The 26,983-nt window shown below is 60.5% G+C and carries 28 protein-coding genes; 7 read left to right on the top strand and 21 right to left on the bottom strand.

The genetic code is table 11. From position 1 onward, the window contains the following. The 6 genes from QM712_RS32355 to QM712_RS32330 all read right to left on the bottom strand — a co-directional run. Positions 1-328: TrbC/VirB2 family protein (locus tag QM712_RS32355; RefSeq protein ID WP_415027214.1), on the bottom strand; the 328-nt coding region annotated here is incomplete at its 3' end. Next, positions 325-1,320 (bottom strand): P-type conjugative transfer ATPase TrbB, encoded by a 996-nt coding sequence (gene trbB, locus QM712_RS32350; RefSeq protein ID WP_415027213.1) that lies wholly within the window; start codon positions 1,318-1,320, stop codon positions 325-327. The genes QM712_RS32355 and trbB, both read right to left, overlap by 4 nt. Before the next feature lie 146 nt (positions 1,321-1,466). Beyond that, positions 1,467-1,928: a CopG family transcriptional regulator gene (locus tag QM712_RS32345; protein WP_415027212.1), complete on the bottom strand. Its 462-nt coding sequence runs from the start codon at positions 1,926-1,928 to the stop codon at positions 1,467-1,469. Positions 1,929-1,938: 10 nt separating this feature from the next. After that, positions 1,939-3,924 carry a conjugal transfer protein TraG gene (locus QM712_RS32340; RefSeq protein WP_415027211.1) on the bottom strand — a complete coding sequence of 662 codons (1,986 nt, stop codon included), beginning with the start codon at positions 3,922-3,924 and terminating at the stop codon, positions 1,939-1,941. Positions 3,925-4,103: 179 nt separating this feature from the next. Continuing rightward, positions 4,104-5,009 (bottom strand): LysR family transcriptional regulator, encoded by a 906-nt coding sequence (locus QM712_RS32335; protein ID WP_415027210.1) that lies wholly within the window; start codon positions 5,007-5,009, stop codon positions 4,104-4,106. Between the two features lie 168 nt (positions 5,010-5,177). Next, positions 5,178-6,137 (bottom strand): SDR family NAD(P)-dependent oxidoreductase, encoded by a 960-nt coding sequence (locus tag QM712_RS32330; RefSeq protein ID WP_415027209.1) that lies wholly within the window; start codon positions 6,135-6,137, stop codon positions 5,178-5,180. Between the two features lie 122 nt (positions 6,138-6,259). Between QM712_RS32330 and QM712_RS32325 the strand changes: the two genes are divergently transcribed. Next, complete coding sequence (locus tag QM712_RS32325; RefSeq protein WP_415027208.1) at positions 6,260-7,189, top strand: AraC family transcriptional regulator; 930 nt, start codon at positions 6,260-6,262, stop codon at positions 7,187-7,189. Positions 7,190-7,267: 78 nt separating this feature from the next. Here the strand turns inward: QM712_RS32325 and QM712_RS32320 are convergent, their stop codons facing one another. Next, positions 7,268-8,098 carry an SDR family oxidoreductase gene (locus QM712_RS32320; protein WP_415027207.1) on the bottom strand — a complete coding sequence of 277 codons (831 nt, stop codon included), beginning with the start codon at positions 8,096-8,098 and terminating at the stop codon, positions 7,268-7,270. Between the two features lie 145 nt (positions 8,099-8,243). Here QM712_RS32320 and QM712_RS32315 point away from each other — a divergent pair, with 145 nt between their 5' ends. Next, on the top strand, positions 8,244-8,489 hold the full coding sequence (locus QM712_RS32315; RefSeq protein ID WP_415027206.1) for a hypothetical protein: 246 nt from the start codon (positions 8,244-8,246) through the stop codon (positions 8,487-8,489). 13 nt (positions 8,490-8,502) lie between these two features. On the opposite strand, the gene QM712_RS32310 is transcribed toward QM712_RS32315, so the two are convergent. After that, positions 8,503-9,414 (bottom strand): AraC family transcriptional regulator ligand-binding domain-containing protein, encoded by a 912-nt coding sequence (locus QM712_RS32310; RefSeq protein ID WP_415027205.1) that lies wholly within the window; start codon positions 9,412-9,414, stop codon positions 8,503-8,505. A 249-nt stretch (positions 9,415-9,663) separates the two neighbouring features. Here QM712_RS32310 and QM712_RS32305 point away from each other — a divergent pair, with 249 nt between their 5' ends. The 4 genes from QM712_RS32305 (at position 9,664) to QM712_RS32290 (ending at position 15,133) form a co-directional block, all read left to right on the top strand. Further along, positions 9,664-11,175 (top strand): flavin-containing monooxygenase, encoded by a 1,512-nt coding sequence (locus QM712_RS32305; RefSeq protein ID WP_415027204.1) that lies wholly within the window; start codon positions 9,664-9,666, stop codon positions 11,173-11,175. A gap of 106 nt (positions 11,176-11,281) precedes the next feature. Next, entirely contained in the window at positions 11,282-12,268 is a 987-nt protein-coding gene (locus tag QM712_RS32300; RefSeq protein WP_415027203.1) for an alpha/beta hydrolase, read from the top strand. Between the two features lie 95 nt (positions 12,269-12,363). Continuing rightward, entirely contained in the window at positions 12,364-13,974 is a 1,611-nt protein-coding gene (locus QM712_RS32295; protein ID WP_415027202.1) for a long-chain-fatty-acid--CoA ligase, read from the top strand. A gap of 59 nt (positions 13,975-14,033) precedes the next feature. Next, a protein-coding gene (locus tag QM712_RS32290) for an IS3 family transposase (RefSeq protein ID WP_415027201.1) occupies positions 14,034-15,133 on the top strand; the annotation gives its coding sequence in 2 pieces (ribosomal slippage) (positions 14,034-14,295 and positions 14,295-15,133; 1,101 coding nt in all). Between the two features lie 98 nt (positions 15,134-15,231). Here the strand turns inward: QM712_RS32290 and QM712_RS32285 are convergent. From QM712_RS32285 to QM712_RS32240, 10 genes are all read right to left on the bottom strand, one after another. Next, the gene (locus QM712_RS32285) at positions 15,232-15,531 is read right to left on the bottom strand and encodes a hypothetical protein (protein WP_415027200.1); all 300 of its coding nucleotides are present in this window, start codon (positions 15,529-15,531) and stop codon (positions 15,232-15,234) included. Between the two features lie 25 nt (positions 15,532-15,556). Continuing rightward, on the bottom strand, positions 15,557-16,279 hold the full coding sequence (locus QM712_RS32280; RefSeq protein ID WP_415027199.1) for a class I SAM-dependent methyltransferase: 723 nt from the start codon (positions 16,277-16,279) through the stop codon (positions 15,557-15,559). Positions 16,280-16,459: 180 nt separating this feature from the next. Then, the gene (locus tag QM712_RS32275) at positions 16,460-17,581 is read right to left on the bottom strand and encodes an MFS transporter (protein WP_415027198.1); all 1,122 of its coding nucleotides are present in this window, start codon (positions 17,579-17,581) and stop codon (positions 16,460-16,462) included. A gap of 461 nt (positions 17,582-18,042) precedes the next feature. Then, entirely contained in the window at positions 18,043-19,275 is a 1,233-nt protein-coding gene (locus tag QM712_RS32270) for a DUF3363 domain-containing protein (RefSeq protein ID WP_415027216.1), read from the bottom strand. Positions 19,276-20,431: 1,156 nt separating this feature from the next. Beyond that, complete coding sequence (locus tag QM712_RS32265; protein WP_415027197.1) at positions 20,432-21,352, bottom strand: lytic transglycosylase domain-containing protein; 921 nt, start codon at positions 21,350-21,352, stop codon at positions 20,432-20,434. A 4-nt stretch (positions 21,353-21,356) separates the two neighbouring features. After that, the gene (locus QM712_RS32260) at positions 21,357-21,692 is read right to left on the bottom strand and encodes a DUF736 domain-containing protein (RefSeq protein ID WP_415027196.1); all 336 of its coding nucleotides are present in this window, start codon (positions 21,690-21,692) and stop codon (positions 21,357-21,359) included. Between the two features lie 68 nt (positions 21,693-21,760). Next, a complete protein-coding gene (locus tag QM712_RS32255; protein ID WP_415027195.1) occupies positions 21,761-22,294 on the bottom strand; it encodes a S26 family signal peptidase in 534 nt (177 codons plus the stop codon). Continuing rightward, positions 22,291-22,809, bottom strand: a complete 519-nt coding sequence (locus QM712_RS32250; protein ID WP_415027194.1) for a DUF2840 domain-containing protein — start codon at positions 22,807-22,809, stop codon at positions 22,291-22,293. The genes QM712_RS32255 and QM712_RS32250 overlap by 4 nt, the downstream gene beginning before the upstream one ends. Further along, the gene (locus tag QM712_RS32245) at positions 22,806-23,933 is read right to left on the bottom strand and encodes a replication initiator protein A (RefSeq protein ID WP_415027193.1); all 1,128 of its coding nucleotides are present in this window, start codon (positions 23,931-23,933) and stop codon (positions 22,806-22,808) included. The genes QM712_RS32250 and QM712_RS32245 overlap by 4 nt, the downstream gene beginning before the upstream one ends. Then, positions 23,934-24,206, bottom strand: coding sequence for a helix-turn-helix transcriptional regulator (locus tag QM712_RS32240; protein ID WP_415027192.1), 273 nt, complete (start codon positions 24,204-24,206; stop codon positions 23,934-23,936). A 473-nt stretch (positions 24,207-24,679) separates the two neighbouring features. Between QM712_RS32240 and QM712_RS32235 the strand changes: the two genes are divergently transcribed. Then, positions 24,680-24,994 (top strand): DNA -binding domain-containing protein, encoded by a 315-nt coding sequence (locus QM712_RS32235; RefSeq protein ID WP_415027191.1) that lies wholly within the window; start codon positions 24,680-24,682, stop codon positions 24,992-24,994. On the opposite strand, the gene QM712_RS32230 is transcribed toward QM712_RS32235, so the two are convergent. The 3 genes from QM712_RS32230 to QM712_RS32220 form a co-directional block, all read right to left on the bottom strand. Continuing rightward, positions 24,980-25,501 (bottom strand): DUF2285 domain-containing protein, encoded by a 522-nt coding sequence (locus QM712_RS32230; protein ID WP_415027215.1) that lies wholly within the window; start codon positions 25,499-25,501, stop codon positions 24,980-24,982. The two genes, QM712_RS32235 and QM712_RS32230, sit on opposite strands and share 15 nt — an antisense overlap. Before the next feature lie 58 nt (positions 25,502-25,559). Further along, positions 25,560-25,763 carry a transcriptional regulator domain-containing protein gene (locus QM712_RS32225; protein ID WP_415027190.1) on the bottom strand — a complete coding sequence of 68 codons (204 nt, stop codon included), beginning with the start codon at positions 25,761-25,763 and terminating at the stop codon, positions 25,560-25,562. A 308-nt stretch (positions 25,764-26,071) separates the two neighbouring features. Next, positions 26,072-26,914, bottom strand: a complete 843-nt coding sequence (locus tag QM712_RS32220; RefSeq protein WP_415027189.1) for a DUF932 domain-containing protein — start codon at positions 26,912-26,914, stop codon at positions 26,072-26,074. Between the last annotated feature and the right edge of the window lie 69 nt (positions 26,915-26,983).

The raw sequence follows: 26,983 nt of genomic DNA, 5'->3' as shown, positions 1-26,983 counted from the left end.
CGAGCGCCCCGCCGCCGAACGAGAAAAACGACAGGAAGAAGCTCGATGCGGCGAAGGCGATCGACAGGCCGAATACGATCTGGATCAGCTTGCGAAAGCCGCCCGACGTGTCGCCGAAGGCAAGCGCCAGGCCCGTCGCGATGATGATGATGACCGCGATAATCTTGGCAACCGGGCCTTCGATCGACTGAAGGATTTTCTGGAGCGGCGCTTCCCACGGCATCGACGAGCCGGAGGCATGGGCGGCCGGGACGAGGACAAGGTTGACGTAGGTGACGGCGGCGACGGTCGCGATGGTGCGGCGAACGCGCATGGGGATGCGGATCATGAAGGTTCTCCTGTGCTGCTGGGGATGGCCAAAGGGATGGGATGCGTGACGTGGTAGTCCCCGTCCGGGCCGAGCCCTTCGACGCGGGCGAGTTCGGCGAGCCGGCGTGCGGAGCCGCGGCCGGAGAGGACGGCCACGAGGTCGATCGTCTCGGCGATCAGCGCGCGCGGGACGGTGACGACGGCTTCCTGGATGAGCTGTTCGAGACGGCGCAGCGCGCCGATGCCGGTGCCGGCGTGGATGGTCCCGACGCCGCCCGGATGGCCGGTGCCCCAGGCTTTGAGAAGGTCGAGCGCTTCGGAGCCTCGCACCTCACCGATGGGGATGCGGTCGGGGCGCAGACGGAGCGAAGAGCGGACGAGATCGGAGAGCGTGACGACGCCTTCCTTGGTCCGCATCGAGACGAGGTTGGGCGCGGCGCACTGGAGTTCGCGCGTGTCCTCGATGATGACGACGCGATCCTGCGTCTTCGCCACCTCGGCCAACAGCGCATTGGTCAGCGTGGTCTTGCCGGTGGAGGTGCCGCCCGCAACGAGGATGTTGGCGCGGGACGCGACGGCCGCGCGCAAGGTCACGGCCTGGTCCGCCGACATGATCCCGGCGGCCACATAGTCGTCGAGCGTGAAGACGGCGACGGCTGGCTTGCGGATGGCGAAGGCGGGTGCGGCGACGACCGGAGGCAACAGGCCCTCGAATCGCTCCCCCGTCTCGGGCAGCTCGGCCGAGACACGCGGCGAGCGGGCATGAACTTCCGCGCCGACATGGTGCGCGACCAGGCGCACGATGCGCTCGCCATCGGCGGGCGATAGGGTTTCGCCCGTGTCGGCCAGCCCTTCGGAAAGCCGGTCGATCCAGATGCGCCCGTCGGGGTTCAGCATCACCTCGACGACGGCGGGGTCTTCCAGAAAGCGCGCGATGGCGGACCCAAGCGCCGTGCGCAACATGCGCGCGCCGCGCTGGATTGCCTCCGGTTTCTGATGAGAAGAAGTCATGCCGTCCCCAAAATCCAAGGGGACGCAACAGATGGTTCCCCGATCGGGGATGATTAAAGGAGCCGGAAATCGGGGCTGTTCAACAAGTATCGGAGGCCGTGCGGCGGTCGGCGGCTATCGGCGGCGAATAGGACGGGCGCTAATATTCAGGCGGGATCGCCACTCGTCTTTGTAACCTCCATCTCGGCTTCTCCGGACAGCGAGTCGATGTCGCGCGACAGTTCCTTGAGGAGCCTGTCTCCGGTCGCGAGACGCTTGCCGAGCGTTTGCAGGAAGCCGTCGAAACGCTCCGCGCCCTTGGCGCGCGCCGATGCCTGCGCATTGTCGGAGAGCGGCGGGGTGAAGATCAGCCAGTAGCGGACGAACAGCGCCAGCGTCTCGCCGAGCACCGCGACATCCTCGTCGAGCGCGCCGATCTGGCGGCCGAGCCGGTCGAGGCGGCGGGACATGGCGGCTTCCAGCTTCTCGCTCGTATCGCCGGACAGGAAGGAGGCCACGGCCGCTTCGACGATGGCGGATTTGGAGATGTTCCGGCGCAGCGCCAACGCCTCGACCTGCTTGAGCAGGGTCGGATCGAAATAGACGTTCATGCGGGTGCGCGAACTCATGGGCAGCTCCTCAAAGCTCTATGCCGTCGCCGGGATCGAGCGAGGCTTGCCGCGCGACCATCCGCATCCGTGCGCGCATGGCGTTGGCCTTGGCCGCGTCGACATCGGGTTCGTCGTCCAGAAGCTCAAACTCCTGCGCTGGCGACGGCGGAGGAGGCAGAATTTCTTCATGCTCGGGCAACTCCGGTTCGCGGCGGATGCCGGCATTGGCGGGATCGCCGCCGTCATCGCCGCCCGCACCTATGCCGGCCTGGCCCGCCGCCGCGACGACACGGCCCGACCAGTCATCTGTCGCCGTTGCATTCGCGGGCGCGGCCACCAGCTCCGGTGGCGGAAGGATGCGCTCCTGCAAGCGCGCGTCCTCGAAATACTTCGCCTTGTTGGCGCGGATCGGTGGCGTGCCCGCGACCATGACGATTTCCTCGTGGGGCGGGAACTGCATGATCTCGCCGGGCGTCAGCAGCGGCCGCGCCGTCTCCTGCCGCGAGACCATGAGATGGCCGAGCCAGGGCGATAGCCGGTGGCCGGCATAGTTGGTGGAATCGCGCAGCTCGGTTGCGGTGCCGAGCGCGTCGGACACGCGCTTGGCGGTGCGTTCGTCGTTGGTCGCGAAGCTGACGCGCACATGGCAGTTGTCGAGAATGGCGTTGTTCGGCCCGTAAGCGCGCTCGATCTGGTTGAGCGATTGGGCGATCAGGAAACCCTTGAGCCCATAGCCCGCCATGAAGGCGAGCGCGGATTCAAAGAAGTCGAGACGGCCGAGAGCCGGAAATTCGTCGAGCATCAGGAGCAGTCGATGACGCTTACCCGATGCGGTTAGCTCCTCGGTCAGCCGGCGGCCGATCTGGTTGAGGATGAGGCGAATGAGCGGCTTGGTGCGGTTGATGTCTGACGGCGGGACGACGAGATAGAGACTGATCGGCTTCTCGCCGCCGACAAGATCGGCGATGCGCCAGTCGCAGCGCGCCGTGACGCGGGCGACGACGGGATCGCGGTAGAGGCCGAGGAACGACATGGCGGTCGAGAGCACGCCGGAGCGCTCGTTGTCGGATTTGTTCAGCAGCTCGCGCGCCGAAGATGCGATGACGGGGTGCACGCCTGCCTCGCCGAGATGCGGCGTGCCCATCATCGCGCGCAGGGTGGCTTCCACCGGGCGGCGTGGATCGGAGAGGAAGTTGGCGACGCCGGCCAGCGTCTTGTCGGGCTCGGCATAGAGGACGTGCAGGATCGCGCCGACCAGCAGCGAATGGGAGGTTTTTTCCCAGTGGTTGCGCTTGTCGAGCGATCCTTCGGGATCGACCAGGATGTCGGCGATGTTCTGAACGTCGCGGACTTCCCATTCCCCCTGCCGGACCTCCAGCAGCGGATTGTAGGCTGACGATCGGGCATTGGTCGGATCGAACAGAAGCACGCGGCCGTGACGGGAGCGGAAACCCGCCGTCAGCGTCCAGTTCTCGCCTTTGATGTCATGGATGATGCAACTCCCCGGCCAGGTGAGCAGCGTCGGCACGACGAGCCCGACGCCCTTGCCCGATCGGGTCGGTGCGAAGCAAAGCACGTGCTCCGGCCCATCATGGCGTAGATAGTCGCGATCGTATCGGCCGAGCAAGACGCCATCGGGGCCGAGCAGCCCGGCGCTGCGGATCTCCTTGTCCTCGGCCCATCGCGCCGAACCATAGGTCACGACGTTGCGCGCCTCGCGCGCCCTGATGATCGACATGAGGATAGCGGCAGCGATGGCAAGGATGCCGCCGGACGCGGCGATGGCTGCGCCTTCCATGAAGATCGTGGGCGCATAGGCGTCAAAGGAGAACCACCACCAGAAGAAGGCGAGCGGATGATAGAACGGCCAACCGGCGAGATCGAACCAGGGGTTTCCGAGCTGGGACTGAAAGCCAAGCCGCAACGCCACCCATTGCGTTGCGGCCCATGTCATCACAATGACAATGCTGAAGACGACGGTGATCTGACCCCAGAGTATTTGGCCTCCGCGCATAGTGACTCCGATCGGCAAAGTGACAGAGCCGATCAGAGAATAAGCAATCATCGCGGCTGCAACAGTAAAGGTGTTGCCGGAGGGCTATGGGATACTGCCGACGGCAAATAGGACGGATTGTCGCGGCACTCCTCCGGCACTGCACTGGTGGGTTGGTTGAGAATCGGTCGACGGAAAGATCAACGCATGTTTGTCGCGAGCGCGAGTAACTTGAGAAGCGCGGGTGCGCGATTGGACGGCGACCAGATAGCCGAAAATGGGATGGTTTCAGGTTCGTCCCGGATCGGTCGGAAAACGACATTCGCCGTGTTCGCCGCTACGCCTTCTTCGGCAAAGAGCGAAATACCATGCCCGGCTGCGATCATCGACAGCAATGCGGTGCGACCGACAGCAACGCGGATAATCGCTGGTGTCAGCCATTTTCCCGCCGACCGGGTCACGATCAGGTCGTAAACCTGCGGGCCGCTCCCGCCATGGCGGACAAGAAAGGTTTCCTCGGCAAGCTGTTGCCAATCGACATCCGGCCGCCCCGCCAATAAGTGCTTCGCCGACAGCGCCACCAGTAGGCGATCGCGCCAGATAATGCGGGCATTGAGGTCCGAAATATCATGGGCGCCAACCATGAACGCAAGATCGAGCTTCCCCTCCCGCACCATGAACTGCCCGTCTCTCGCCGTTCCCTCGGTGATGTGCAAACGAACACTCGGATAGTCATCGTGGAATCGCTCAAGCAGCCGGTCGAGGAAACAACCCGTTGTGAGGGCGTGAACGCCGATGCGTAATTCTCCTTCCTCGCCGCGGGACTGCATCCCGGCTGTCTTTATCGCCCGATCAAGGATACTCATCGCATCATGGACCTGATCGACGAAGCGGCGTCCGGCTTCGGTTAGCCGGACACCGCGTGTGTTACGGTCGAAGAGGACAATGCCAAGGTCTTCCTCCAGGGTCTTGATACGGGCACTGACGCTCGACTGGCTGGTGCCGAGCGCCAGAGCGGCGCGATGGAAGCTTAGATATTCCGCAACGGCGAGCGTCTGGATCAGAGCGACCATTGGAACACGGCCGTTCAGCAGTTTGCTTGGCACTCCGCTCTTCGTTTGCCTTCGCCGCATCATTTTCTTACGCTGTCAGCGAATACGCAGTCATGCCGAATACCTGCATAATGACCACTTACAAGTTGAACTTGCTACAATTCGCCTACCATCCAACTCGCGCTCCCTATGTGATAGATTACTCCGCCACTTCTCTTTTCATTACTGACTGCCGAACGCATTTGTACCCGTCAGTTCTGCGGAGATTTCCCAGAGACGCTCGGCTTCGTTCTCATCGACGGCATAGGCTTTTACCCCCACCAGTGGCGGCGTACTATCGTCGGCACGAATAGCCACATCACAATCCTCACAATAGAGGCCGCCGAACCCTTCAAGCTGAGGTGTAGTTGCTACCCATACGGCCGTAGCGGCTCCCTGTTCAGGTGATTTAAGTGGAATAAGAGGGTTTCCTTCAGCGTCGATCCAGCCGGCCGCCACCATTTCTTCAACAGTCAGGTGACGCTGGAGCGGGGTTGCGATGCTTCCTGGATGCACCGAAAAGGCCCGGACGCCTTTTTCGCGTCCAAGCCGATCAAGCTCCACTGCAAAGAGTGCGTTGGCGGTTTTGGACTGACCATAGGCAACCCATTTGTCATAACCAGTAGCGAAGTGAAGATCATCCCAACGCATCGGAGAGAAATGGTGCCCCGCCGATGAAACCGAAACGATCCGGGCGCCGCCGGACAAGACGGGCCAAAGCCTGTTTGTCAGCGCGAAGTGTCCAAGGTGATTAGTAGCGAACTGCATCTCCCAGTTCGGTCCGACGCGCGTTTCAGGAGCCGCCATAACGCCTGCATTGTTAATGAGAATGTCAATATGCTTGCCCCGCTTGAGAATCTTCTCCGCAAAGGCTTCAACGCTCTTCAGATCCGCCAGATTGAGCGCTTCTACCGTGACTCCAGAAATGCCGTTCGTCGCGGCGCGCGCGTCATCGAGATTTCGGGAGGCTACCGTTACCGCTGCGCCTGCCGTCGATAGGGCTTTGGTGGTTTCGAGACCGAGGCCTGAGTGTCCCCCGGTTACAATCACCTGCTTCCCCGAGAGGTCGATATTGGCGATAACGTCAGTTGTTGAGCTATTGGCTCCGAAACCCGAGGGAATCGGCTTTTGGTAGTTGGTCATGTACACTCTCCAATAGGTGTTGGCTGTATTTCATCCTTGTCGGGAAAAAGTTGGGATGCGCACATGGAACAATCCATGCTAAATAGTACGAATATATTTCTCGATCGTTCGGATTTCGCGATATGGACCCTTTGTCAAATGCACTTTCGTTGCTGAAACCCAAAGGAACCATCAGTGTGGGGCTTGATGCCGGCGGGGACTGGGCGATCAGCTTCCCTGCTCACGAAGGGATAAAATTTAACGCGGTAATGAAGGGCAACTGCTGGCTCACGGTTGAAGGCGAGTTGGAACCGCGCCGGATTGAGGCTGGGGATTGCGTGTTGTTTACACGCGGTTATCCCGTTGTTGCGGCGAGTGGCCTTGGGCTGCCGGCGATAGAGGCGGGATCAATCTACAACGGCGCTGTAGGTGGGATGGCCACGTGCAACGGTGGTGGGGATTTCGTCCTGATCGGCGGGCGCTTTTCCTTTGAGAAGGAACGCTTCGCTCAGCTGTTTGCGGCGCTGCCTGCCGTAATTCACGTCCGCGGAGCATCGAGACAGGCGGAAGTGTTGAGGTGGTCTCTGGAACAACTTGCGGCGGAACTGGCTCAAGACTCACCTGGCAGCAGCCTAATGGCTGAGCATCTGGCACATATCATGTTACTACAGGTGCTGCGACTCTGGCTGGAATCGTCTGAGGATCAGAGAGGTTGGCTCGGCGCACTCGCCGATGCACGCCTCTCTCGAGCAATCGCCGGCATGCATGCCGAGCCAACACGACGCTGGACCGTGGCCGACCTTGCCGGGCTCGCCAACATGTCCCGGACGACTTTCGCCGTGCGCTTTCGCGAAGTGGTCGGACAAACCCCGCTCGGCTATCTCACCAACTGGCGCATGCAACTCGCTGCGAATCTACTCCAGTCCACAGAAAGCAATGTGCGAAAGATAGCCTTCTCTGTCGGGTACTTGTCGGAGGCGGCTTTCAGTACCGTCTTCCAGCGGGCGCTCGGTTGCACGCCGGTTCAATATAGGCGCCGCATGTTGAACACATCGAACAATCGCAGTCTATAACCCAAATGGAGCTGGAAACGCATTCGTCGAGGTTCGAATCCGATTTGAGAGAGATGCGAAGGAACGAATCTCACTGGATCAGAACATGACGAGACCGCCGTCGACAGCATACTGGCTTCCCGTCACATAGCTTGCGTCATCTGATAGCAGGAACAGCGCCACCGCTGCCGCCTCGGCAGGCTCCGCCACACGCGACAGTGGCGTTATCGACGTCAGGCGCTCTTCAAATTCAACCTCCTGCTCGGCAGACAGGAAACTGCGAAGATTCGTCTTTACGGCACCCGGAATCAACACATTGACGCGGATGTTGCGTGGCGCGAGGGCGGTCGCCCAGCACCGTGCCATCGACACGAGCGCACCTTTGGTCGCGGAGTAGATGCTGGTAATGGCCGTCTGTTCGTAAGCGGAAGTAGATGAAGTCAAGACAACCGACGCACCGTCGTTCAGCCGCTCCGCGAGTGCGGCAAGCTGTAGAGCCGGACCGCGAACGTTGGTATTCATCAGTTGATCAAAGAACGCAGCATCGACGTCTTCAAATGGGCGTATGCCGACAATGCCGGCATTGAGCCATAGTCCGTCAAACCTCACACCACTGTCGAGTTGGGCGACAAGATTACTCCCCGCATCGGGCGAGGCAGCGTCATTTTGAATTACCCGGATGTCGGACGGTAGCGACGACGATGCCCTGGCAATGCCCTCGTCCGACCGTCCCGTAATCGTGACAACCGCACCTTCGGCAAATAACCGCTCGGCACCCGCCAAACCCATGCCGCTCGTTCCACCTGTCACCAATATCGTCTTGCCATCAAATCGCTTCATCGCCTCGATCTTTCCTTGCGTGATTGGGCGTTCTTGCCAGCAGCAAGACAGTGTCTCCTGCCAGCCGTGCGGATCGGATTGCTTCTGCAATTTGTTAGCAGAAACAGCCTATCCAACGTGCGTCATCAAATTGATCCTTGTGTTCTTCCTATTGTGCCCGCCATCGCCTCACCAGCGGATGATGAGCCAAATGTGTGGTACTTTGAGCCGCGCAAGAATTCGATGCTTTCCAAACGTGCTTGGCATTGCCAGCATTGCGAGTGCGATGCCCAATAAAGCGTCCGTGTCGCTGTTCGGCGACATAGGAGAGCCCAAGACGAGCGGTGATACCGGCACTGGCGATCAGAATGAAAGCGCAGCGCCATCTCGGCTTGGAGCAGGCGCCGACGAGCAAACCTTCATCTCGCTGGTCGTCCGCGCTCAAAGTAATATTTACACCCTGACGAAGCTCGCAGTCAGTATTGTGATTTCCGCACGATAGTGACGCGCAATTTCTATGGCTGCTTCTTTTTCGCCGGACCAAACCAGCGTCGCCATGCCCTGTTAAAGCTCGCCGGATCGTCATATCCCAGTCGAGAGGCAATATCATCGCGGCGCAGTTTTGTTTTTTTCAGCTCAACAGCCCTGCGACGCAACTCAGCGTCAAGCAACTCCCGGAAACCGGTTCCGGCTTTTTGCAGTCGGCGCACCATTGTCCGTCGTGATAAACCCAGGCTGGCGGCGACCATTTCGGCGCTTGGACGCCCGTCGGGCATCGTCTGCAGCAAGCGTTCCACTCGCCCCTGAAGCGGGACCGAGTTTTCCTGCCGGCGCTGCACGGCAAGTTCCAACTCATCTATCGCCCTCTTATAGAGGACAGGGTCTGCGGCGACCGACCGCATAGGCCACCAGGATCGCGGAAATTTCACACGATTGACCGACGCACCATATTGCACCTTCCCACCAAGGACCTCACGGACGCGATCTGCGTAAGACGGAGCAGGCGCGGCAAATGCAAATTCCAGTTCGAGAGCCTCAACGCCCAGGGCAGCCCGGATCATCGAGCGGATAGCAAGAAAATTGACCTCCATCATCGGCAGCCATTGCGCCTCGGTGAGGGGAACTGTGACTTCCCAGTCCAACAGCATACAAGTCCCCGAAGGCTTGATCACCCCACGCTGATATGGCGTTCGTGCAGGACCGTAGCGGGGCAAAACAGCCACCCCGTCTCCAATGGTTGGCGCCGAGATAGCAGCGATTGCGACGGCCCCATGGATAGAGGTGTTCCAAATATCCGGCTTCAGGAACACGAAGCCTGGCCCATAGAGCGTGAGCAGGTTGTCGATCGCACGAACCTGCTGGAAAAGGCTGATTTCCGTATGAGGATTGTCGAGGTCGTCTTCAGTCAGGCTCGTGCCCGCCAACACGTGATCGCTCCCGGTTCCGTAGGCACGGCACAGAAGGCGCAAATAGCTCGTAGTCATAGGCAGTTGATGTAGCGAATCCTCCATTGGCTCAAAATGCCACATTTTTGGCCTGAGGCCAACTGGCCGCTTGGGACTGGCAAACTCTATTGTCGGTGGACGTCAGAAGATTGGGCCAATCACGGCTGGAGCACTGGAGGTTGCTTGAGCGCTTTGTGGCTTGTGGCTCGCCCTGACGATGGGAGGAAATGCATGAACGAGCAAACAGGTACCAAAGTGCTGAGCGTGTTTGACACCGATCGGCCGGAAATTGAACATTTTGACGTATTGATTGTCGGCGCCGGTATTTCGGGGATCGGCTCCGCTGCACGTCTCATTCGGGATTGCCCTTGGGCGCGTTTCGTTATGCTCGACGCTCTCGATGGCCATGGCGGGACATGGCGCTCAAACAGCTTTCCGGGCGCACGATCCGATAGTGATCTGTTCACCTACGCCTACAGCTTTAAACCGTGGGAAGGCCCCCCAATCGCGCGACGTGACGCAATCCTTCAATATCTGGGTGACGTTATCGACGACTACGGTCTTCAGAAGCACATTCGTTATGGTCATAAGATACTGCGCGCCATGTGGTCGAGTACACAGTCGTGCTGGTTTGTCAGTGTTCAAACTGACCGGCAGGAGGTCGTAACGATCAAGGCCAATTTTCTCTGGATGTGCCAAGGTTATTATCGGCATCTTGACGGGTACACACCAGACTGGCCGGGCATGAAGGATTACACGGGCGATATAGTTCACCCGCAACGCTGGCCGAAGGACCATAATTACGCTGGCAAGCAGATTGTCGTGATCGGCTCCGGCGCTACAGCCGCGACGCTCGTTCCTGCCCTTAGCGAGGCGGCAGCGCACGTTGTCCAGCTTCAACGCTCCCCGTCGTATTATTTCGCTTCGCCGAACGAGCATCCTTTGGCAACGCAGCTGCGTCAATTGGATCTTCCAAAGGAGTGGATCCACGAAATCCTGCGCCAGCAACTCCTGAAGGAGCACAATGCCTGGGTCCGCCACAGCCTTGATAATCCAGAAGTGGCAACGAAGGAAATGCTCGATGGCGTTCGCAACGCGCTTGGCGGAATCCTGCCGGACGACTTTGTCCCGAATTACAAGCCGTGGCAACAGCGTGTCTGCATGATCCCGGATGGCGATTTTTTCAACGCAATTAACAGCGGCAAGGCAAGTGTGATCACAGGAGAAATCGACAGATTCACGACGGCTGGCATTCTCCTGAAGTCTGGAAAACTGCTTGAAGCGGATCTGGTCGTCACAGCGACAGGTTTCAATGTCAACGCATTCGGGGATATCCAGATTGCCAAGGATGGCGTCGCCTTCGACATGGCGCAGACCATCACTTACCGCGGCTTGATGTTTACGGATGTTCCCAACCTCGCCTGGGTGGCGGGTTATTTCCGCTCCGCCGCCTACACAGTGAGAGCCGAACTTGTCGGCGACCTCGTCTGCAAAATGTTGAATTTCATGCGCGCGAAGGGTTTCAAGTCTATTACCCCAAAACTGCAGGATGAAGAACGAAGCATGAAGCTGGGCTCCGTGCTCGATACTGAAGAATGGAATCCGGGCTACGGCATGCGTGGGGCGGAATTATTGCCGAAGAGCGGTGACAGGCAGCCATGGCGTCACTCGCAGGATTACTGGGCGGATCGGGTTGATTTTGAGGCGCTCGAGTTCAACCAGGAACCCCTCGCTTTCAAATGATGACCCTGTCGCCGTGGTGTCTTTGACGCCCCAAAGCGCTCTTCTTGGCAGAGGTAAAATCATTCTGATCGGAATCAAATCTATTTTGTAGAGGAGGCCATGGTACATGGCTCATACAATCAAATTTCCATCAATTGTTCGGCCAGACGTCCAGATATTCCTGAACGGCTTGAACGATATGCCGGGTCCCAAATTGCACGAACTGGAACCCGAGGAGGCACGCTCACGCTTTCTTGAGGATGTGAGCATGACCGATCTGCCCATGGGAGATCTGGCTGTCATACGTGATCTCGAGATTCCCAGTGCGGATGGGTTGGTTCGTGCAAGGATGTTTGATCCACGCGCGAGACAAGGAACGGCGGCAGTAGTGGTGTTCTTCCACGGCGGTGGGTTTGTAATTGGCAACCTTGATTCCCACGCCAGCTTCTGCGCGGAAATGGCGCGCGCGCTCGATCTGCCGGTGATCGCTATTGATTATCGGCTGGCACCAGAGGCGAAGTGGCCGGCGGCGCCAGATGATTGCGAGATTGCCTGCCGTTGGGTAGCCGAAAGCCCGGCTACGCTCGGATTCGACGTCTCCGGGCTAATACTCGTTGGCGACTCGGCCGGCGGCAATCTTGCGATCGTCAGTGCTCTCGCTTTGCGAGACCGTCCCGCCAGCGTGCCTGTGCTGCTACAAGCACCTATCTATCCGGCCACCGATATCAGTCGCTCTTATCCCAGTGTTGAAGAATTTTCCGAAGGTTATCTGCTAACCGGACCGATGCTGGACTGGTTTATCGCTTGTTACGGTGCCGATGCACAGGACCATCGCACCTCTCCACTACTTGCAAATCTTCAAGGTCTTCCGCCCGCCGTTGTTGTCACTGCAGGGCTAGATCCGCTTCGCGACCAAGGGCGTGCCTATGCGATGGCATTGGCTAAAGCTGGGGTCGAAGTCTCGTTTCACCAAGCAGAAGGGAATGTCCACGGTTTTATAGCATTGAGGCAGGCAATCCCGTCCGCAACTGCAGATGTGTCGTGGATTTTGACGATGTTGCGTACCGAAATCTACCGGGTCGCCACGCGAAACTTATCACCAGATACTCGATGAGATGTCACGAATGCTTTTAAGCGTCTATCCGGAGCCCGTTCATTAATCAATCTGGCACCGTGCGACAATTTACCAAGAAATGGGAGGAGGCAGCAATGCATGGTATGATGATGAACGTTCCCCTGCTGGTTTCATCAATACTGAATCATGCGGTCGCAAATCACGGTGAGACCGAAATTGTTTCACGCGCGACGGAAGGCGGAATTCACAAATATACATATTTCGACCTTGAGCGGCGCAGTAAGAAGCTGGCGAATGCACTCCATGGAATGGGCTTGAAATCAGGTGACCGCGTTGGAACGCTCGCATGGAATGGATACCGGCATATGGAACTCTATTACGGCGTCTCTTGCTCCGGGTTCATTTGCCATACGATCAATCCACGCCTCTTTCACGATCAAATCGCCTACATTGTGAACCATGCCGATGACAGCGTTATCTTCGTTGACCTGACCTTTGTACCGATACTGGAAGCGATTGCTCCGAAGATTGCGAGCGTAAAAGCCATCGTTGTACTAACAGACGAGGCGAACATGCCAAGATCGGCTATTCTGCCAAATCTGCTTTGCTATGAAGACTTGATCGCTCCAGAATCCGACGCGTTTGATTGGCCTGACCTGGATGAGAACACGGCTTCCGGTCTCTGCTACACGTCGGGCACGACAAGCGCCCCCAAAGGTGTGCTCTATAGTCATCGGTCCAGCGTGTTGCATGCATTGACGTCCTGCTTACCCGAGGTTTTTGGTTTTACCGCATGCGACGTGATTACTCCCATCGTGCCGATGTTCCATGTTAACGCATGGGGCATTCCATTTTCGGCACTGATTGTGGGGGCCAAGCTGGTTATGCCCGGCGCCAACCTCGATGGAGCAAGCCTGCATTCCTTATTCGAAAGTGAAGGTGTCACAATTGCCGGCGGCGTCCCGACCGTTTGGATGACGCTGCTTGACTGGGTTGATGCAAACGCCCAGTCTTTTTCCACCCTTCAACGAATTGCGGTGGGTGGGTCAGCGCCATCGCTTGACATTATCAACCGCTTCCATAGCCGAAGCATCATGGTACGCCATGCGTGGGGTATGACAGAGACGAGTCCTATCGGCTTGGTATCGGCAAAGCTGCCAAAACATCGGAATCTGTCATCGGAAAAGCAAGCGCTCAACCTGACCAAGCAGGGGCGACCGATTTACGGTGTCGAAATCCGCGTGAATGATGCCGATGGCCAACCTATAACGCATGACGGGAAGGCCATGGGTAATCTGCTGGTTCGTGGACCCTGGGTTGCATCCGGCTACTTTAACAGCGGGCAAAACTCTACATATGAAGACAACGCTTGGTTTGACACGAATGATGTCGTTACGGTCGATGAAGACAATATCGTCCAGATCGTTGATCGCACCAAGGATCTGATCAAATCTGGCGGCGAATGGATCAGCTCGATCGAACTGGAAAACATTGCCCAGGCCCATCCCTCTATCATTGAAGCAGCAGTTGTTGCGCGACCCGATCAACGTTGGGGGGAGAGGCCCGTCCTGGTTGTACAACTCCAGCCCGACGCGATGTTCACACATGACGATATGATATCACTCTATTCCGGTAAGGTCGGAAGGTGGTGCGTCCCGGACGAAGTCATCATCGTTGACGAACTTCCCCACAACGCTACCGGAAAGCTCCTTAAATCGGCCATTCGCGAACTTGTCACCCCTTGACCTGAGACCCTGATCTTCCTCCAGATTTGAGTAGAGTCCGTCACTCACGGAGACGGACGATGCGCCCCTCACGGTTCACGGAAGAGCAGATCATCGGGATGCTGAAGGAGCAGGAGGCTGGAGCTGCGACGGCGGATGTCTGCCGCAAGCACGGCATCTCCTCGGCGACCTTCTACAAGTTCAAGGCGAAGTACGGCGGGATGGACGTGTCGGATGCGCGCCGGCTGAAGACCCTCGAGGATGAGAACGCCCGCCTCAAGAAGCTGCTGGCCGAACAGATGCTCGACAACGCGATCCTGAAGGATGTCGCCGCAAAAAAATGGTGACGCCCGATGCGAAGCGGAAGGCGGTGGCTCATGCCTGCACGGTGCATGCAGTGAGCCAGCGTCGGGCGTGCCTGGCCTTGACGATCGACCGCTCGACGGTGCGCTACACGAGCACCCGGCCGGACGATGCCCTGTTGCGCGAGGCGATGAAGGCCGTGGCAGGAGAGCGCCGGCGGTTCGGCTACCGCAGGATCCACATCATGCTGGACCGCCAGGGCATCGTGATGAACCAGAAGAAGCTGCGGCGGCTCTATCGCGAGGAGAAGTTGCAGGTGCGCCGGCGCGGCGGCCGCAAACGGGCACTGGGCACGCGCAGGCCCATGCTCGTGCCTGATCGGGCCAATGCGCGCTGGAGCCTCGATTTTCTCTCCGACACGATCTCGGACGGCCGCCGCTTCAGGGTGCTCGCCATCGTCGACGACTATACGCGGGAGTGCCTCGCGCTCGTCGCCGACACCTCGCTCTCGGGCCTGCGCGTGGCTCGCGAACTGGATGGCGTCATTCGTCTGCGCGGCGGGCCGGGGACGATCGTGTCCGACAACGGCACCGAATTCACCTCGATGGCGATCCTGCGCTGGTGCCAGGAGACCGGCGTCGAGTGGCACTACATCGCCCCCGGCAAGCCGACACAGAATGCCTTCGTCGAGAGCTTCAACGGACGCTTCCGGGACGAGTGCCTCAACGACACGCTGTTCTCGACGCTTGTCGAGGCCCGCAGCGCCATCACCTCATGGAAGGAGGATTACAACCGCCACAGACCCCACTCGGCCCTCGGCAACATCACGCCCGCCGAGTTCGCCCTCAAATCCTCGCTGGAAAAACAGGCCGCCTGAGGTCAGAAATGAAACCCAGGACTCTCCCTCAGGTCGGAGGAGAAAAGGGTCTCAGGTCACCCTCACTCGGCTGGGAAGGCAGGCGTGGCAGTTGATGACTAAGAGACCTGCCAGCCAGTTTCGGTAAAAACGAGATCACCGGGGGCCAGGTGCGATGAACGCGATTCAATCACCTCGGCCAATGACATGCCGGCCATGAGGTCGCCGCTCTTAAGTCCTGCCCGATAGGTGGCCCCATGCATCCAAGCTCGACTTGCAGCATCCAGGGCGACGTAGAGCGTTTGTACGAGGACTTCTCCCTCAGCAGGGCCAGGAAGTTCAGTTTCATGCAGTTCAAAATGATCTGTGGAAAGCTTGTCCTTCGGAAGTGTGGTCAGAAAGAATTGACGATTCCTCACAATGCTCTCTCCTTCTTTTGCTAAATCAAATGCCTTCGGCCGACGTCACGGTGGTGCGGACGGATCGTCTCGATATCCGGTAGACGCTTGCTGGTGGAAAATTCGCGATTGTGCCACCGATCCGAGTTGCCTTTAACCCGAGGCGATCGAGTAATTTTCTGGAAACAGGACAGGTAGGGCCGTAGGTAAACTGGAAAAATGATCCCCCTTGCCCAAGCGCGGCAAAGGATCCTTCGAGAATTCGCATTACTGTTCGTGGCCGCATCGACAGGAGCGGAAGGCCACTGACAATGGCACCAAAGCTGGATTGCTGAAAGCGTGTATCAGCAGGCAGGGAGGAGGCATTCATTTGCAGTACGGTGGCGTCAGGGAATCTGTTGGTCAGAAGTTCTGCAAATGCTTCCTCGAACTCAATCAGAGTCAGGTCCGTTTCTGGAACACCACGCCTCAAGATCGCACGGGTAAACACGCCAGTCCCGGGCCCCAATTCCAGAACTTTCCCCGTCTTGGGTGAGAGCTCCTTGGTAATCAGTTGCGCAAGAGCAGAACCGGAGGGAGCTAGCGCCGCGATTTGCAGAGGTTTCGCGCGCCAGGCATTGAAGAATCGCAACCTATCGCCGCGAATGTGGTTCCGGCTCGATTCAATAGGAGTTGTGGGCTTCGGCGATGGCAATTGCTTTGCTTCTTCATCGCAGGAGCAGAGTGAAAAGATGAAATGATGGCTTTTACCGGCTATGTGTTCGCGCATTATCGTCCTTCTTGACAGGATAAGACTATCAGTCTCCACTGATGGATGGGATTGCTGCACCGACCTGTCGCCACACAGTATTCGGCATTTGATCGCGGGCGATGGGGCTTCGCCGTTGGTTCGGATCGTTCGCAGAGTCCGGTTTGCACTGCCGCCTGCGCGCAGTACTCGCCGTGGATGCTATTCCGGTATTTTGCTCGCCCGATAGATAGTCCCGATCGCCAAAAATACGCCGACCAGAAATGCGTATCGAAGACCAACTGCATCAGAGAGAAAACCGACCAATGGCGGAAAAATGAGAAGCCCCGCAAACCCAATGGTCAGAACAGATGCGATTGCGGAGCTCGGAGCCATGGTCGAAGATCTGGCGGCAGCGCCTGCGACCAGCGGAATAACGCCGCAAATGCCGAGTCCTGCGAGGCAGAATCCGATTGCCGATAGTACGAGACTTGGAAATAGAATTGCCGTCCCGAAACCCGCTAAAATGAATATTCCGCTCCATTGCAAGGTTTTTCTCATGCCGAACCGGTTTACGAAACTGTTCAATATGAACAGTCTGCCAACAGTCATCGCGCCCATGAACACTGCGAAGCCTATACCAACGTATCGCTGATCAGGAGAGACGACGTCCTGAAAATAAACAGTACTCCAGTCATACATGATCGATTCACATGCCATGCCGAAAAAAGCGATAAGACCGTAGTTGAGCAACGACCTATCCGGCGCCGCGAATGCCCTTCCTGTTTGTTCCAGGCTTGGCTCGTTGTACAGAAAGCGCCAGCAGGCCAACGCCGATATAGCTGCTACAGTGGAAATCAGCCCAAAATGCAGAGATAGACTTATGCCTTGACCAATGGTGAGGGCACCTATTCCTGCGCCAGCGAAACCTGCCAGTCCCCATAATCCGTGAAAGAACGGCAACCTAGTTTCTCCGCTGAATTTCTCAACAATACTGGCTTGCGTGTTGTTTGAGACATTGACCGCGCTGTAGGAGAAACCGAAGACAAACATTACGACAGCTAGCTGAGAAACGCTTGAAACAAAGGGCACAAGAGCAAGGAGAGCAGCAATGGTGATAATCGTGAACACACCAACTGTCCGGCTACCAAATCTCGTGATTGCCCACCCAGATACAGGTAATGAAATCAACAGGCCGGATGTCATAGCAAGCAGCACGCTTCCCAGCATGCTATCCGACATTGAAAGCCCATCCCTGATTGTTGCGATCCGAGAACTCCAGCTTCCAAAACACAGACCCAGTATGAAGAACATACTGGATACAGCAAAATTTTTTCCATTCATGTTTAGTTCCGCATTCGGTTGCCGCGTACCGCCAGATCTAAATGCAGCTGGATCGATAGCAAGGAGACTGCCCACTTGGGCCACTGGTTAATTGATATCTGTCCGGGGACCGAGGCGAGGTAGGCCTTCCTTCGCTTGCTCTGCTTCAAAATCCCCTTTCTATTTTTGGTCGCACGGCACGAACGCACCTCCTGTGATCGGATTGCAGATCACGCCGCACAGCGAGGGACGGTCGTGTAAAATTTCGGTGTTAACGCTGGTATTTGCGAGTGTAGGAGACGCCAATAAAGTGGCATTTTGCGCCACACACTCAAGGCCGGTTCGCGCGAGGGTGGCCAGCGAGAGGGTAGCTTTGGCGTCTCCATTCGGATTTTTGTTTTCCGGCTTTTGGGGGCATTGATGACTTCCCCCAAAGAGATTTCATTCAGTTATAGCAACAAGCGTTAGTTGTCCCATCTGCCTCAAATTGAGATGTCTTTACTCCGTCCCAACTGCCATGATACCGAACCGCCCTGAACGATACCGCTGACCTCCCGACCAAGCTGGCGGTCGATCACAGGCCGCCAGGGGACCATCGTGAATTCATGGCTCTGCTCGACCAGAGCGAACTTGCCGCTCGATAGCTGGACGGTTCCGGTGAACTTGCCGCTGACGGTCTCGCCGTCGCTCGCCGCGCGGAACGGCAGGTTCTTGGTCGTGGCGATCTCGCCACCGACGCGGGCAACCTCACGCTCGCGCAGCGTGGCGAGAAGATTGCGCCGATAGGCGATGCCGCCGGCCGGCTGGCGGGCAGCGTCGCCCCGGTCGATATGATGCTCGCGGCGGCGCTCCATCGCCTCGCGCACCTGTTGACCGAATCCAGATGGCGCGAGATCCGATGTCTCGGCCGAGACCAGTCGCCGGTCGAGCCAGGTCACGCCGTCCGCGCCGATCTGCTGTTCGAGCCGAGCGGCGGAGAGGATGCGGATATTGGCCTGCCGGTTGCGGTCGGCGTCATAGGCGGCGGCGCGGCTCTCGAAGTCTTGCGGGATACGCCACTGATCGGCGTCGATCCGTTCGGCGATCCCGGTGCGGCGCAGCGCCTCTAGTCGCCGAACATGAGCATCGACAAAGCCCTCATAGTCACCACCCGGCACGCGGCCCTCGAACTTCGCCTGTTCCAAATGGCGGCTCGGCCGATAGATGCCGTCCTCGGCGATGGCCGCGATAGTGCGGTCGGACGGACGGCTTGCGGTGTCGGCCGGGCCGATCTCGACGACGCTGCCGATCCGGGCGTCCGCGACGTGGGCCGCGTCGATACCGGCGACATGGTGTGTGCGGCCGTCGATGCCATCGACTACGACGGTCAGCTTCTCGCCCAGCTCGTCGGTCAGATGTTTGTCGACGACGCGGCCGACGATCGGGACTTCCGGCGCGGCGTCGTGAATCTGGAAGGTCATGGGGTCGCGCTCCAGCCCGTCGGCCTTCAGCGCCTTGTGGATGTTGCGGATGATGTCGCCGCGCTCGCCCAGCTCGCGCAGCGCCGGTTCCATGCGCTCACCCAACTCCCAGACGCCCGGCGTGTGCTCGGTGGCGAGGCCCATCTTCTCCAGCTTGGCGAGACGGCGCAGGCGGAGCGTCCGGTTGAACTGGCGCTTCGGATCGGCGGGCTCGTGGCGCAGGTCGAGGAACCTGTCATCGGCTTCCTCGGTCATGGCACGGTCGATGCGGGTGAAGCGGTCCTGGCCGATCTCGGCGATGAGCTTGCGGCTCTGCTCGATCTCGGTGACGGGACCAAGCTCCAGTGTCGCCAGATCACTCGCCCGCTCGCGGATGCCGTTGGCGAGATAGTCGCCGTTGATGACAAGGTTCTCGCCCAGCTCGTCCACGCCGCGCGCGATGACATGGACATGCGGATGGCCTGTGTTGTGATGATTGACCGCGACCCAATCGAGCTTCGTACCGAGATCGGTTTCTACCTGGGCCATGAGGTCGCGGGTATAGGCCGTGAGGTCGGAGAGGTCCGCGCCGTCCTCGGGCGAGACGATGAAGCGGAACTGATGGCGATCGTCCGCGCCGCGCTCGACGAAGGCCGCGCCGTCGGCGCGATCCTCGTTGGCGGAATAGAGCTGGCCACGCTCGCCCTCGCACGAAGTGCCCTCGCGCTGGATGTAGCGCAGATGCGCGGCGGATTTTCCTTGTCTGCCCGCGCCCTGCACGTAGCGGGTTTTGACGACAACGCGGCGCACGCCGGGCACGCTGTGACGCCAGCCGCCCGACAGGGCGCGGGCGCGCACGAAGGCCGCACCGCGTCCCCGTTTCAGGCCCGGCCCGCCGCTCGTCCGCGCGCTCTTGCCGCTCTTGGCGGCGCCCTGCGATCGGGACCGCTGCGACGATGGCGACGACGATGATGACGAGTCCCGTGACGGGGTGTTGCTATGCTGGCGGGCGATCTTCTTCGCCTGCGTCAAGAAGCTCTTCGCCTTGCCGAGCTTGGGCGCATCGGCGCGCACGCGGCCCGGCCTCGGGCGGAAGCGGAATTCCTCGTCGTCGCTCAAGCCAGCGCCTCCGAGGCAAAACCACGGAAAACGGGTGATTTCGGGCCGTGGTGCCGCTCAAAACCCCGCAAAGCCAAGGCTTTGCGCGAAGACGCGGCACGCGATGCCCAAAACGAAGGTGCCGCCAGCGCCGCTCCAAAACAGTATGCAGACAAGGGCTTGCCCCGAAACCGGGCCAGCGGAGTGCCGGTTTCCTTTATCTTGCCCTCCGCCCTTTCTTCCCTTCCTGTCCCTCCAGACGAGAATGCAGCCAGGTGTTCCCTTGCCTGACTGCACACCGGATGACGCACGCAAGAACGCGGGACCGCGATGCTCATCGCCGTTCCCCATCGTTCGCGCGGGCCACGAACATGCTGCCGCGCCGTGGCTCCGTATCGACGGCAGCGCGCACTGGAACGGCAGCGCGACCGTCGCTGGATTGCCTTTCGGAAGACGGTTCGGCTGTGGCTCGCCGGTCGGTCACGCGCATGATGAAGAGCGGTGCATCGCGCCAATCGGGCGGCGGTTCGGCACGCTTCTCCGGCGCATCGGATGTCGCCGCGCCGCCGAGCAGCGGCAGGAGCGCAGCGACATAGGCGCGGGTCTCGGCGGGCAGCGGACGGCCCGTCCCGCGATGATCGTCGTAACGGCGGGGACCGGCGTTATAGGCGGCGAGCATCGCAGCGACATTGCCGTAGCGGTCCCACATCTCGCGTAGATAGGCTGTGCCTGCGAGGATGTTGTCGCGCGGATCGTAGGGATCGCGGCCGAGCCGGTAGCGCACGCGCAGGCCCGCCCAGGTGTCGGGCATGACCTGCATCAGACCGAGCGCGCCGGCCGTCGAGATCGCGCGCACGTCGCCCGCGCTCTCGGCGCGCAGGACGGCGCGAATCCAGTGCTCGGGGATGCCGAAACGCTGCGACGCCTCGGCGATATGCGCGCCATCGGGATAGCTGACGGGCCGCGTGACGACGGCCGATTGCGCGATCGTGACGCCCGGTTCCGACGTGATCGCCAGCACCGTCAGAGACAAGAGCACGGCATAGCGCCGGCCGGACCCGTCCCCGCCTCGACGCCAGCCTGCCAGCGTGCTCGCTGCGGTCAAGGGTGCGCGCGATGCGCCGGGCGAGGGCCGCCCTTGACCTTCGCTGCGCGCGCCGGCCGTCCTGCGGTCGAGCGGGACGAAGGAATGAGACGGCCTTTTCGCGAACAAAGGAATGAGGGCTTTGAGCGCGATGATGACTGAGGGCCGCATGGTTTCAGTCCCGCTCTTCGCGCGGCTTCGGGCGCGTCCAGTGCAGCGACCATGACGCGCCCGCATCGTCGTCGCGGAACAGGTTGGCGCGGATCGGCTGCGACAAGGCGGGATCGTCGATGAGCACGGACAGATATTCGCCGGCCTTCTCGCCGGTGCGTTTCCACGCCGCGCCGATCTCCGCGCCATCGTCGGCCCCGTGATGGACGCGGTAGTCTGGCGCGTTCTCCGCGTCGGAATGCTCGGCCGGGATGATGGTGAGTTCGCGGTAGAGCGTCAGCGTATGAACGCGCCCCGTGAAGCCGGAAGCCTCGCGCGTGAATTGACCGATCTGGGGCATGTCTAGTCTCCATGCGGTGGCGTTGAGAAATCCATCGGCGGACACCGCTCCCGCCGATCGGGAAGCGGTCAGCGGGTCGGCGCGCGCCAGACGAAGCGGCGGCCGCCGTCCTCATCGGTCCAGAGGGGCTGCGCGCGGCCGATGACGGCGCGGGTCGGAAGCGGGCCGAAGTAGCGGCCGTCCAGGCTGTCGCGGACGCCGCTGTTCATGAGGAAGAGTTCGCCGGGCGCGATGACGCGGCAGCCCTGCCAGACGGGCAGGTTGCGGCCGATCCGGTCGCGGTCGAGCGCATCGCCCATCGCCACGCCGTCGACCGTGACGGCGCGGCCGGTTCGGCAAACCCGCTGGCCTGGAAGACCGGCGACGCGCTTCAGGAGCGGCACGCTGTCGCCGACATAGCCGCGCTGGACGATGAAGGCGGAGAGCGGTTCGGGCGGCATCACGGCGACCAGCTCGGGCACGGTCAGCCGGTCGGCGGGCTCGATCGCATAGAAGCCGATCGGCGCGCTGGCGGTGGCGTTCCAGAGAAGTTTCGTCGGCATGTCCACGGCGACGGCGGTGACGGCGAGCAGCGCCGCGCCAAGGACGCGGCGGCGGCTCATGGCTCGATCCTCCGGCGGCCGATCCACGCAGCATGGCGCTCGGGCGTGTAGGCGTTCGGCTCCAGTCCGGCGCTGAGCCGGTTATGGACGTGCCGCCAGTGATCGGGCGAAGCGTCGGCCGGATCGACGCTGAGTGCTTCCACCGCGTCGATCGCGGCAAGCGCGCGCTGGACCTTGGGCCAGCCGTCGAGCCTGAGCAGGATGTCGCCGCCGGGACGGACGAAGGGCAAGGTCTGGAACGGCTCGCCGCGCCGGATGGCCTGCACGATGTCGATGCGAGAAATGACCGTGCCGTGCTCGCCGGCGGCCCAGCGGACGAAGGCGAAAAGGCTGCCCGGTGCGAAGCCGACTATGCTGCGGCGGCGGTCGAGGATCTGTTCGTAGCTCTTGTGGCCGAACCTGATCCAATGCTCGATCCGGCGTTTCTCGAAGGTCAGTTCGACCAACGTTGTGAACGGCACAGGCCCGTCCGGTTGCGGGCGGCCATGCGCGCGATGGGAGGCTTTGCCGCTCATGGCCGTCCTCCCTGGCCGTCGTCGCTGGCGAGCATGTCGCGCAGCACGTCGGCAATGGATCGGGCGGCACCGGCACGACGGCTCGCGCGGGGGTGCGTCAAAGACGAGAAGTTAGATTCTCTGTTAGACTCTAAGTTAGCAGTCGGATTCCGCTTTTCGGGCCATAGACTTAGCTGCGGTCCGTGCGCCTGATGTGCCGATAGGGTTGCGCCTGATGTGCCGATACCGCGTGCGCCTGATGTGCCGATGGTTTTCACAGGGGTTTCCACAGGCACTGTGGACAAGGTTTCGGGACGGATGCGCAGCAGCTCGCGGCCGTGCTCCCGCTCGATCTGAAGGCGATAGCCGGGGAGCGGCTGACGGGCCGCGATGCGGCGCAGGTCGAGCGCGAAGTCGGAGACGCGCGCGAGGCTGCCGGATTTTACATGGAGGTGGGCGACCTCGAACAGCCAGCCATGGCGCTGGTGGCCGGCGTGCTTGCGCGCGACGCGATAGAGCCAGCGTTCGATACCGCCGGTCAGCCGGAAATAGGCCGGGTCGATGGTGAGGACGAGCGAGTGGTCGACGACGCTGTTGTAGAACCATTCGGGCAGGACGAATTCCATGCCCTCGACGCGGCCGGCGCGCGTAGTCATCTCCTCCCATTCGTTGATCCAGGAGAATTGCCGACGCCGCCAATGCGGGCCGTTGCGGATGGTGGTAGCGATGACGGTCGATTGCAGGCGTGCGAGCGCGGCCTTCAGCAGTACATATTGGCGGTTGCCGGTCGGTCGCCCGATGGCGCGCAACAGGTGGTAGGGTGTGAAGCGGAAGAAGCGCGATGTGCGCAGGCCGTCGTTCTCGGCCGCCACGATCTGCGAGGCCGCCCATATCAACACGTCGGCATCCCAGATGGTCGCCATGCCGTGTTCGGGCATAGCGAGCACCTGCACCTCAACATCGGCCGCCTTGTAGAGGATCGGCTTGGTGCGCGGCGTCTTCGCCAGCGAGAAGAAAGGCCGCTCCATGAGGTCGCGTTGATCGCGCGGGCTGGCGTCGCCAGTCGCGACCACGAAGGGAGCCAGACGATTGCGCTCGCTCGCGTCGGTCGGCTGCGCGGGGCTATGATCGTCGTCGCGCAGCATTCAGCACTCACCCCGCTCTTGCGGCGTCAGCGGGCGGGCCGGAAAGACCGTGCCGGCGGTGGTATCGCGGGTGGATTTGCGGGAGCCGATCTCGGTCCAGGCTTCGAGATCGCGCACAGTGTAGAGGACGCGGCCGCCGACCTTGCGATAGGTCGGGCCGGTGCCATAGGTGCGATGCTTTTCAAGGGTGCGGATGGAGATGCCGAGGAAGCGCGCGGCTTCCTGTGTGCGCAACAGGCGCGGCGGCATGTCCGCGTTGGGGCGGATGGCCATAGATCACCTCTGGTTCGTCGATGGATGCGCGCTGCCGTCGTGGCGGCGGGCTATGGCGAACCATGGCGAGGGATCGGCGGCAGGTAGCGTGCCGCATTTGCACCTATGCGCAGGCGGCACCCCATTTTGGCCGTTGTAAAGCAAATAAGTTGAGGTAATTCAGCGATGCATTGCCTGTCGCGTGGATCGGCGAAGACATCGTCGCGCGGTTCGGCTAATACTGAACGCGGAGCAGAGACGCACTGCTCCGGGGCGTCGAAACCCCTGGTTAGCGGTTGGTGCCGGCCGTGACGGCATCGAACTCCTTGATCTTATGGTCGGGGAGCCTGTGGCGTATACAACAGGCTCTCCAGGCTAAAGGCTATAGGGCCGTCTAACCACGGTTTCGAACTCCCCGATCACCAAGAGTCAGAGAGGATTTTTGCGGGGGCGCACCGCAGACGAAACCTTCTCAAGAATGGGGAGTGTCGCCGATGCTCAATCCGGTCGAACTTGATCCCGAGGTGGATGACGTAGCGCCGAGCGGCAACATCGTCACCGACTATGACGAACAGCATTACGTCACCTATCTGCGCCTGCTGGATGCGAATCGCGACGGTGCGGACTGGCGAGAAGTGGCGCGGATCGTCCTGCACCGTGATCCTGTCACCGGGGAACCGCGCAGCCGGCATTGCTGGGAAACCCATCTGGCCCGCGCGCAATGGCTGTCGAAAGCAGGCTATCGGCGCATTCTGGAACAGGCCGTTACGAGCGCCACGCAGGGCCGCGGAACGTCATCCCTGCGGTGATTTGATCGGATAGCGAAGCAGAAGCCGGTAGCCCCCGCGCATCATTTTGATGCCGTGAGCGACAAGCCGGCGAGCTTTGTTCTTTTGCGGCCCGATCTCCCAATCCTCTTTCGTCCCCTCAAATCCGAGCAGCACTTCGGCAATGGTGCGATAGCTCTCGCCGCGTAGTCGCGCGTCCAGCGCGCGCAGGGACAAGATATGCCACTGTCGAAGCTGGGCCGGCATCGCACGGAAGTCGGAGCCAGGCGGGCGGCCATTGATTGCGCGCCAGAGGCGGCGAGCGGCATGAGCGCGCAGTTCCAGAAAGGAATCCATCGGCAGGGCCGCGGCGTAGAAAGCGGCAGCGTCAGGAACGGCTTGCGGAAGCCAGAACTGGTGCGCAACGCCATCGACCTGCCAGATGCCGTGCCAGCCATCGGACGCCTGGCGTAAATCGAGGCCATCGAGATGCGCCAGCGTCACGATTGGCTCCGTTTCGCCATGCCGATGCTGCACTGGAGAAAGCAGCACGGCTTGCGGCTGAAGACTCGGAATCCAGAAGAGAGATTGCTGATCGGACGGCGTTTCAGGATCGGTCGGAAAATCGCAACCCCCAGCGCTGCACGAAGGCTTCCATGCGCTCCGGGTCTGGCTCGCGCAATCCGGCTATTGCCTGAAACTCGCGACGGTAATCGTCGTGTCGGCGAAGATATTCCCAAGCGAAACCGGCAGCGGGGATGCTTTTGGCAAATCTGTATTCCGCCGGAGAACGCCAGTCGATGCTCAGCATGGCGTTACCTCTCTATACCGGACACGCAGAACAATGCCCGGATAGAGAGCGTCCAATACAAGTCGAAATAATTGTAGCCGCGCTATCCAGATAACTGGAGCGTGTAACGCGATCAATCTCTTGGTTATTTTCTTCTTAACAATGCTTGCGTGATTCTGCGAGCCGGGCGTAGCCCGGCGAGCGCGACCATGTTCGATGGCATGGCCGCACCGCCGATCCGCGAAGCCGGATCGGCGCGAATTTTCCGCCCCTGTCGTCGCCGCGAAAAGGAGGGGCCGCCGGGGGTGGCGGCCCTGTCGCGTTCGGGATCAAGCGCCCTTCAGTTTTTGCATCCCTTCCGCCAGCGTCCAGAGCGCGCGGTTGAGCGTCACATTCTGGTCGATGCCGTTGATGGCGCGGGTCTGGCTGCGACGGATGCGGCCTTCGGCATTCTGCTTGCGGCCTTGAAGCCCGCCCTTGGTCAAATGCTCCTGAATGACGTTGAACGTGCTCCAAAGGCTCCCGCCCATATCCTCGCGGCGACGCGGTTCGATGATCTGTTCCGGGCGCAGCGGGCTTTCCTCCTCGCCATAGCGGGCGACAAGGCTCGCCTCGGCCAGCACACGGCGCTCGTCTGCGGAAATGTGGATTTCCTTCATGGTCTCGCTGGCGTCGATCAGGCGCGGGAAGTCCTCTGCGACGGTATAAACACCCTCGATAATATCGTGCTGGATATTGCCCTTGTGCGGCACGCGGATTTCCTCGAACCGCTCGCCGGCAATCATGCTGTTGGTGCAGACGAAACGGAGCATCCCGGCGAACATTTGATAGGCGCTGGTTCCGTCATGGCTGTTGACGATGATGACTTCCGCCGCTTCCGGCTTGCCGATGCCGCCATCGCGGCGCAGACGCAGCATATGCTTGGCGTGGCCGTGGCGGCTGCCGTCGCGCGGGACCGATTGCACGGCGAAGAACGGGAACCATCCTTCCCGGCGCAAGCCTTCCACGATGTCGATGGTGGGGACATAGACATAACGCTCGGAACGGCTGTCATGCGCCTCGCGGGCGAAGATCGATGGGACGTGCCGATAAAGCGCCCCGTTATCCAGCGGCTCGCGCCCGCTGATCTGATGGGCGTTGCGGCCGAACCGGGTGGCGAGCTGGTGATACATGGTCTTTCCTTTCGTGGGCTTGGGTTGGAGCGCAGCGCTGCGCTGCAACCCTGCCCGTCGGCGAGACCG

This window comes from Bradyrhizobium sp., from assembly GCF_047605465.1.
GTDB lineage: Bacteria > Pseudomonadota > Alphaproteobacteria > Rhizobiales > Xanthobacteraceae > Bradyrhizobium.
This window is presented reverse-complemented; position numbering and strand designations above follow the sequence as displayed.